The sequence below is a fragment of the Parendozoicomonas sp. 209JJ7-1 genome (genome assembly GCF_058147085.1).
In genome coordinates this window covers 1-526 of the sequence record NZ_JBYVJU010000147.1, presented here as the reverse complement: position 1 = coordinate 526, position 526 = coordinate 1, and the positions used below count along the sequence as shown (strand labels likewise).

1 protein-coding gene is annotated in these 526 nt (G+C 33.8%); it reads right to left on the bottom strand.

All coding sequences use genetic code 11. From position 1 onward, the window contains the following. Positions 1-450, bottom strand: a 450-nt coding sequence (locus ACY2RQ_RS19785) for a hypothetical protein (protein WP_490114733.1), incomplete at its 3' end; no start/stop codon positions are given. Between the last annotated feature and the right edge of the window lie 76 nt (positions 451-526).

The window sequence follows — 526 nt, the reverse complement described above, 5'->3', positions numbered from 1 at the left end:
TTGTTTCAATGACTTCACAACATCTGCAATACCTAAAACCTGCCCTGTAAGTAAAGAGATAGCTTTGATAGTATGATTTTTGTATGTTCTCTGTGTGTTTAAGGTTTTTGGAGTATATTCTAAAACATCACAAGCCCACTTTTTTAAATCATCATGGTATACATCAAAAAATATTTTGTGTGCTAACTTATTTCTTATCCGATTTATCTCTTTGAGATTCTTATAAATAAGATTCGTTGTTCTACTATCAATAGCCATTGCTAGTTCAAGGCGTTTAGCAAACATTAAATTCATGGAATCTAAGTGGCGCTGCTCTAAGCCATGTGCCGCTAGCAATTGATTTAATGCTTGTTCAAGTACCAAGTGACCTTTCAGAAGAATGATTTCAATATCATCATATTTTTTTAAATCTTCCGTTGCTATGTTTTCAATTTCTTCAGTTGTAATCATCTAATTCTACTTCTATTGGTTTATGATGTGCTTGAAGGTTGGCTTATTGCCCTAACGCCTAAATCAGGTGCGCCGT